The organism is Bacillus sp. AFS001701 (assembly GCF_002559405.1).
Taxonomy (GTDB): Bacteria; Bacillota; Bacilli; order Bacillales; family Bacillaceae_G; genus Gottfriedia.
In genome coordinates this window covers 1-7,402 of record NZ_NTZO01000487.1, presented here as the reverse complement: position 1 = coordinate 7,402, position 7,402 = coordinate 1, and the positions used below count along the sequence as shown (strand labels likewise).

The window sequence follows — 7,402 nt, the reverse complement described above, 5'->3', positions numbered from 1 at the left end:
GGAAATGACATTCTCGTTATCATAATGATTCATTTCAGTTATCAATAAAGAAGAATGAGGCAAGTTTATTGGAGGAAAATCAATATAAGTCTGTGTTTTTAAGTTTCATTGGTGACAAAACAATTTAATTTGTACAATGATATAGTAACTTGAATAGTTAGCTACTTAATAAAAAATAGATAAATTGTACATTTAAAAAACCTATCCTTATAATATCTCTTCAATTTAGAACGGTGGAATTTTATAAAAACTGCTAGATGGCGATGGGTGTAGCCTTTGCGAGTACATTAGAAACTAATGAAACCATTACAACTGTTGAACTTAAAATTAACTATTTAAAACCCGTTTGGAACGAAAAAATTATAGCAAAAAGAGAGGTAATGAAAAGAGGAAAGACTATAGTGTTGATTAAGTGTGATGTTTTTGATGAAGGAGGTTCCTTAGTCACCCATGCTTTAAGCACATGTATGATTCTTCGTGGAGAAAAATCAGCAGATAGATAGGAGTATAATTTTAGCTTAGAAATTAATGGTGTTAAGATTTATAAATTATATGATATTTAGTGATTTAAGATTCTTACCTTAATAAAAAGAGGAAATTTCATTCCCTCTTTTTGACATATTAATTCCATATTTATATATACTTTTCCAATACAATAGATGACAACATGATCGCATGAAAGGAATAAAAGATCCTCGTTTGAATATTATTTAATTTTGAGCCAAATTTTTAATTTTCCCTACAATAACTTGAACACGATTTTGATTGCACTTATAAACTATCAATTCACAATTGTAGCTGTTCTTTACCGTCATAGATCGCAAATTTAAATGATTCTAGTAATTTAATTAACTCTTATATCTAATTTATTTACTTACTCATCATAGCTATACTCTTCTCTTTTAAGATATACTTCATTTCGTAAACTTGATTGTAAATAAATATACGCACAACCAATTGATAGAACCACAATGACTGTTAGTCCCCAATAAATATTACTGTACGCCTGAGCTATTGAAAAATTCTTCTGCCAATTAAGAGCACTTGCTGTCGTCGCAACTCCTAATGCCCCACTAAAAAATTGTAATAATTGGAACAGTCCTAACCCAGATCCAATTTGAGATGGCTTTAATATTTTAGACATCTCATTTGAAATACTACTTGAAAGGATTGTGATACTTACACTCATTACCATGTAAATTCCCATGATTGCTAAATAAGAAACTCCTTCAAATAATGCAAACATTAGGACCGAAGCTAAAAGTAATAGCGGAATATGCTTAATAAGGGCATTGTTTCCGTTCGTATCGATAAATCGGCCGACCTTTTTTGAAACGATCATGGCTAGTAATGAGCCTGGGAAAATAACCAGCCCGGCTTGTATTGCACTTAAACTATATTGGTTGACTAGTATTTGTGGCATTAAAAATAATGTTGAAAAGCTAGTCATATAACCCGAAATCCCCACTGCTCCTAGAACAAGGTAAGAACGATTTAAAAATAATGAAGGTAATACAAATGGTTCCTTGGCAGTGCGTATACGAATAATAAACAATGCAATTGCGATTAGACCAGTAACTAAAGCAGTTAAAGAATGATTTGTTAAGTATAAAAGTAAACCAGTAGTTCCAACTCCAATAAACAGAGCACCAAAAACGTCAAATGATCCTTTTCTGGAGGCTTCTTTTGGAATAAGCTTGATAAAAAGTGGTACTAAAAATAATGTGATAGATGTCACGATAAATAATGATTGCCATCCAATATATTCAATGATTGCTCCACCAACAACAGGACCTAGACCAAGACCAAGTGATACAGAAGATAAAATTAATGCCATTGCCCTACCACGTCGCTCAAGTGGTACATATCGTGTGATTAAAACTAAGGATAATGCTGGAATTGACCCCGCACCTGAAGCTTGTATAATACGGACAATTATTAGCATAATGAAGCTATTACTAAAATTACCAGCAATTGCTGCTAAACTCAGGGATAATAATCCTAATACAAAAAGTCTTCTGATTGGTACAAAATCTGCAAGTCGACTATATGTGATAGATGAAATTGCAAATACAATTGAATAACCTGTAACAATCCATGATGTTGAAGAAGCTGATAATTGAAAATCCCTAGTTACATCAGGCAAAGCTAAATTAAACATCATCGTATTCATAATTACTAATACGATTGTAAAGCCAAGCAACAACGTAACTATTCCTTCATTTAACTTCGATTGCTTAGCACTTTCATTCACTTGATTATTTGATATCATTTTATTGAATTCCCCCAATTTTATTATAGTTACTTATTTAGAACGAACATTCTAGAAAAGGTAAAAAATTATATCTTATATTATGAACAACTCGGATTATTAGAACGAACATTCTAAAATAGTGAAATTTTTATATTCCATTTTTTAGAATAAATGTTCTAAAATATTCAAAAATAATCTTTTCTATTTTATAAACCAATTTTAACTTATACAACTTAGCGTCATATCAATAATATTATTTAGTTTTTCGTTATTATTTTCCGATTTAACTAGAACTCTAATACCAATAAATGAATTCAATAGATATTGAGATAGTTGCTCAGCATTCTCTTCCATTGAAATTTCTCCTGTTTTTTGACCTGAAAGAATTAGCTCATGAAATAATTTTTCTGTATTTGAATAAGAGTCTCTAACTTTTTGATTTGATTCTTCGTCATGTAAGCCTAACTCAACAGCCGTATTCACAATCATACAACCATAAGTATTAAAATCACTTTTCGAAATCCCTATTTCAAATATTTTTCGAATTGCTTCTTTTACAGAATTTTCATTATTAATTGTACTGTTTACTTTTGCTCTCCAAAGTTTCTGATATTTTTCCAAAACATTGATAAATAGAGTATGTTTATCACCAAATGTATCATATATGCTTCTTCGATGAATGCCCATACAAGCTACAAGGTCTTGAATTGAGCTTTTTTCGTATCCTTTTTCTAAAAAGAGCTCTAATGCTTTTCGTAATACAACTTCCTCATCAAATTCTTTGTTTCTTGCCATTTATCTCACCTACACTTTGATAAGAACAACAAATTCGTTTAGTTATCCTGTTGCCGAAATAAATATATCATTTTTAGAACGTTCGGTAAAGTTTGGAGCTTAGTTCAATCAGCTCCTTTAGTACAATCTTTTTCCCATAAAAAGATTATACTAAATATTGAGGATAAGTAATGTTATATTGATTTAAAGTTATTTACATTATGTCCGCCCTTTGTACAACTATCGGATGAATTAGTTGTAAATGATTCTTCTAGAATTCTCTTCATAATAAACCATATATTTAATGACTACGCTGTAATTAGAATACAAGTTCCTCAAGTTTTGTCCCAATACGATAAAACAAAATTACGATTCCAATCAAGCATTTTAGCATTAATAAATAATAATAAAATAAGATCAGGCAATTTGCTGTAAACAATCATTAACTTTTTGATCATGATATTCTAGTACGGAGTCTTGCCCAAACTTACTTATTTTTAAAACAATTGTGGGTATATCGCTTTTACACCGCCAGATAAATTTTGCTGTACCATTCGGCTCAAATTGTCTGCTACAATTTCATAGCTTTCGGCTTCTATACCGTCGATCGCAATCTTAGCAATGTCCGCAGGGTTAGCTTTCGGAGCCTTAATTTTAGCTGTCATGTCCGTGTCCATATATGCAACATGTAAGCCAGAAACAAAAATATTTTTAGGTGCCAAAACTAAGCGGAAAGTATTAGTCAAACTCCATTCCGCTGATTTTGCTGCTTGATATGCTCCTCCTCCGTTCAAGCTTAACCATGAGAGAACTGAAAGAATATTAAGGATTGTCCCTCCCCCATTTTTTTCAAGTATTGGAGCAAAGGTGCGAATCATAGAGAGAGTGCCAAAAAAATGTGTGTCCATCTCTAAACGAATTTTTTCCATTTCTCCGTCTAACAGTGCGGCTTCTGTATTGGATCCAGCATTATTGATTAATAAAGTTACATCTTTCGCAATTTCCGCTGCTGCAGCAATTGACTTTTCATCTGTAATATTAAGCTGTAATGGAATAACTCCAGGAAGATCAATCATTTCCAGGTTTCTAACCCCTGCATAAACCTTGGCTCCTCTAGCAAGTAGTTCTTGTGCTAGATGACGACCGAGTCCACGATTAGCTCCTGTAATTAGCGCTGTTTGTTTTGAAATTTCCATATACGTATTCACCTCATATTTTATTTTTTGACTTAATAATTAATTGTTTTATCCATTTGAGAATAATCATTCTTAAATGATCGAAAAAATGAGTTAGCGTTAGGGTATTTCTCCTATATAATTGTTAATTCATAACATATAAATATTTAGGCTCCATGATTTTGAACTATAGGCTTAGAAATGTCACGTTTAAATTTAATTGAATACAACAAGATAAAGATAACAATAATCGTTGCAAACAAATTTAAAAATACAAGTGCTAAGTTTAAATTGAAAAATTTTGTAAGTACTCCAACTCCTATAACCGGAACGATAAATCCAATATAAGCAACAAAATAAAAAGCTGAAATTACACGAGGTCTAGCTTCAGGTTCTGGCAGTTTTCCTGCAAAAAATAACGCATTTTGAAAAGTCCATCCGCCACCAAGAGCTTGTAAGAATACACCTATCCATAACAATGGTAAACTTGATGTTAAACCTGATATGATAATAAGCCACGTAGCAATAACTAGAAAAAATATTCCTAATTGCATACGAGTAACTGGTTGAGTCGGTCTAGGTAGGAACTGGGCTGCTGCTGAACCACTTAAAAGTACGAAAATTATCAAACCTGAAATAAAGTAATTAGACGTTTGGATTACATTTTTGACAAATGTAGGAATTAGAGATAATGCAATTCCTTGTAACGTGAAAACTGTGAAAATAGGAAGTGCTGACATAGCCCAAAAATGTGAGCGGATTTTTTTCGGAACACCTAGTGATATTTTGTTATTTGTACGCTTTTGCTCAGTTGTTACATTATCTTTTGATAAAGTTTTAAGTAAGACGATCGAAATGATTAATATAAAAAGCAGTATCCACAATGGTAATCTAAGCGGTTGAACAGGGATATACTGCAACATGAAAGCAGCAATTAATGGTCCAACCCCAAAACCAACGAGTACTGTAACTCCTGATAGTTTGAGTGCGGTACTCGTTTCTTTTGGAGAAGTTTGTTTCAATAATAAAGCCACTGCAGTACCTGTAAAGGCACCGTATGCAATTCCTTCTAAAATTCTTCCAGCAAATAGCATCCACACTCCAGTGTTGCCAAGCAAGAATAAGGTAGAAGCAATGGAAATCAAGATACTAATACGGACTACTCTTTTTAACCCCCATCCGTTACCTTTTGCTCCTACAATATGTAAAGTTGGCAAAAGAAAAACAGCATAAATCGCAAATAAAATTGTAATTTGCAAACTACTTAATTGATAATATTCGCTATACACAGGAAACAATGGTGTAACAAAAGTTGCACCACAAGACATCAATAATATAATTAATAACATTCTTTTCATTTACATATTCCTCTCTAATTCTTTACTGTTTGTTCTCAAAAAATCATAATGATCTATTTTTGATACTTTAAATTCTTATAATAAATTTCCATACTCTAAATACCTTTTGTACAATTTAAAATGTTCATTCACAGCTATTCTTAAGACAATTATTACTTCCTCACCACCTCATATATCTATTTATAACATATTGAGAACGGACGGTAAATAATTATTTTTTACCGTTCGTTCTCAAATGTTCATTACAAAATTTATAACAAAAAAGAATTAACTGGTATAAGTTAACTCCTTTCATTCACAATAAAATTATTAATTTAATATAGAAAGTGTCATATCAACAATATTTTTCAACTTATTTTTATCGTTAGTTGTTTTTGTTAATACTCGTAAACCTACAAAAGAATTATGAATAAACTGTGATAATTTATCTAAATCATGGTGGTTCGGAATTTCCCCTGTATTTTGACCACGCATTAGTAATTCATGAATAATTTCTTCTGTCTTAGCAAAATTTTGTTCAATTTTTTCTGCCACTTCTTGATCATGTAAAGCCAACTCAATTGCAGTATTCACTGTCAAACATCCGATTGATTTTTCGTTATCTTGAGTAATTACCGATTCTAAAATACTTCTAATAGCATCTTTCACAGATAATGATTGCTTAACTTGTAAATTCATTTTTTTCTTCATATTGTTATCGTAAAGTTCTAATGCTTTTATAAACAAAGTATGTTTATCACCAAATGTATCATATAAACTTCTTCTATGAATTCCCATATGATTAACAAGATCTTGCAATGAGGTTTTTTCGTAACCTTGATACCTAAATAACTCCATTGCTTTTAGTAAAACTTCTTTTTCGTCATATTCTTTATGTCTAGCCACGTTCGTACCTCCTTTTGAAAGATTATAGCATATTTAAAAATAATCTTTATATATTCAATAAAACCATATTTAAATTTTATAACTAATTACTAATTGTTTTTTAGTAAAATGCTTACTATTTTATCAAAATATAGCACCTTTACAGAGATTCATTACGATTCAATTTTGAGGTTAATAATAAAATTAATGGACAATTCCATTATTATAAAGTTGAGATTTTAATGGGTCAATGGGACGAACAAGACGCACCGAAGAATAAGTTGCCAATAAGTTCAATTACTATTTTAACTTTTTGAAAGCAAACCAGCTTTGTAATAATGGTAAAAAGTAGTTATTTACCGTTCATTCTCAATATGTTATATAATATACATGAGAAGAAATTAAATTATAACGTATAGAAAAATAGAGTCTATCGCTAGCTTATTTGTAGAGAAGTTAGGAAAGACCCCCTTTTTTAGAACGAACATTCTCAAAAAAACTATTAAATAACTAACTTATATAATTAGAAGTTCCTTTATTTGACGCTTAGGTAAAAAAATTGCTACGGAAGAGAGAAAAAATTGTTGAATTGCATTCCACTTGGCTTATGTCCTAATAAACACAATAGCCGAAAATTAGTGGATGGGGTAAAAAGTTCTAAAATGGATGTTTTAAATTTTTATATCATTTTTATAATGAAAATGTGGTTTTATTGTCAATAACCTTTTTCATTTAATGTTTCTTTCACTTTAGTTTAAAAGCATTTATAAAACCTAATACATTCAAACACTAATGAGGAGTAAAATTAATGGAATTAAGGGAAATAGAATACTTTTTGGCTATTTGTGATGAATTACATTTTACAAGAGCAGCAGAAAAATTAGGAATATCACAACCTGCTTTAAGCCGTCAAATGAGAGCTCTTGAAGATAAATTAGGAGTTCGTTTATTTGATCGCTTAGGTAAAAAAATTGCTA

The 7,402-nt window shown here is 30.8% G+C and carries 7 protein-coding genes; 2 read left to right on the top strand and 5 right to left on the bottom strand.

The window, feature by feature from the left end:
* The first annotated feature begins 263 nt into the window (after positions 1 to 263).
* Positions 264 to 503: a PaaI family thioesterase gene (locus CN514_RS21510; RefSeq protein WP_176526022.1), complete on the top strand. Its 240-nt coding sequence runs from the start codon at positions 264 to 266 to the stop codon at positions 501 to 503.
* Positions 504 to 874: 371 nt separating this feature from the next.
* Here the strand turns inward: CN514_RS21510 and CN514_RS21505 are convergent, their stop codons facing one another.
* The 5 genes from CN514_RS21505 to CN514_RS21485 form a co-directional block, all read right to left on the bottom strand.
* Positions 875 to 2,272 (bottom strand): MFS transporter, encoded by a 1,398-nt coding sequence (locus tag CN514_RS21505; RefSeq protein WP_098234328.1) that lies wholly within the window; start codon positions 2,270 to 2,272, stop codon positions 875 to 877.
* A 201-nt stretch (positions 2,273 to 2,473) separates the two neighbouring features.
* Entirely contained in the window at positions 2,474 to 3,049 is a 576-nt protein-coding gene (locus tag CN514_RS21500; RefSeq protein WP_098234327.1) for a TetR/AcrR family transcriptional regulator, read from the bottom strand.
* 476 nt (positions 3,050 to 3,525) lie between these two features.
* Positions 3,526 to 4,236: an SDR family oxidoreductase gene (locus tag CN514_RS21495; protein WP_286141788.1), complete on the bottom strand. Its 711-nt coding sequence runs from the start codon at positions 4,234 to 4,236 to the stop codon at positions 3,526 to 3,528.
* Positions 4,237 to 4,370: 134 nt separating this feature from the next.
* Positions 4,371 to 5,561, bottom strand: a complete 1,191-nt coding sequence (locus CN514_RS21490; protein WP_098234325.1) for an MFS transporter — start codon at positions 5,559 to 5,561, stop codon at positions 4,371 to 4,373.
* A gap of 309 nt (positions 5,562 to 5,870) precedes the next feature.
* Positions 5,871 to 6,446, bottom strand: coding sequence for a TetR/AcrR family transcriptional regulator (locus CN514_RS21485; RefSeq protein ID WP_098234324.1), 576 nt, complete (start codon positions 6,444 to 6,446; stop codon positions 5,871 to 5,873).
* Between the two features lie 787 nt (positions 6,447 to 7,233).
* On the opposite strand from CN514_RS21485, the gene CN514_RS21480 reads away from it, so the two are divergent.
* The coding region (locus CN514_RS21480; RefSeq protein WP_141529465.1) for a LysR family transcriptional regulator at positions 7,234 to 7,402 on the top strand (169 nt) is incomplete at its 3' end.

Bases quoted from the DNA above. Each gene is read 5' to 3' on its own strand.
- CN514_RS21510 (WP_176526022.1), top strand. From the start codon at position 264: ATGGGTGTAGCCTTTGCGAGTACATTAGAAACTAATGAAACCATTACA.
- CN514_RS21505 (WP_098234328.1), bottom strand. From the start codon at position 2,272: ATGATATCAAATAATCAAGTGAATGAAAGTGCTAAGCAATCGAAGTTA.
- CN514_RS21500 (WP_098234327.1), bottom strand. From the start codon at position 3,049: ATGGCAAGAAACAAAGAATTTGATGAGGAAGTTGTATTACGAAAAGCA.
- CN514_RS21490 (WP_098234325.1), bottom strand. From the start codon at position 5,561: ATGAAAAGAATGTTATTAATTATATTATTGATGTCTTGTGGTGCAACT.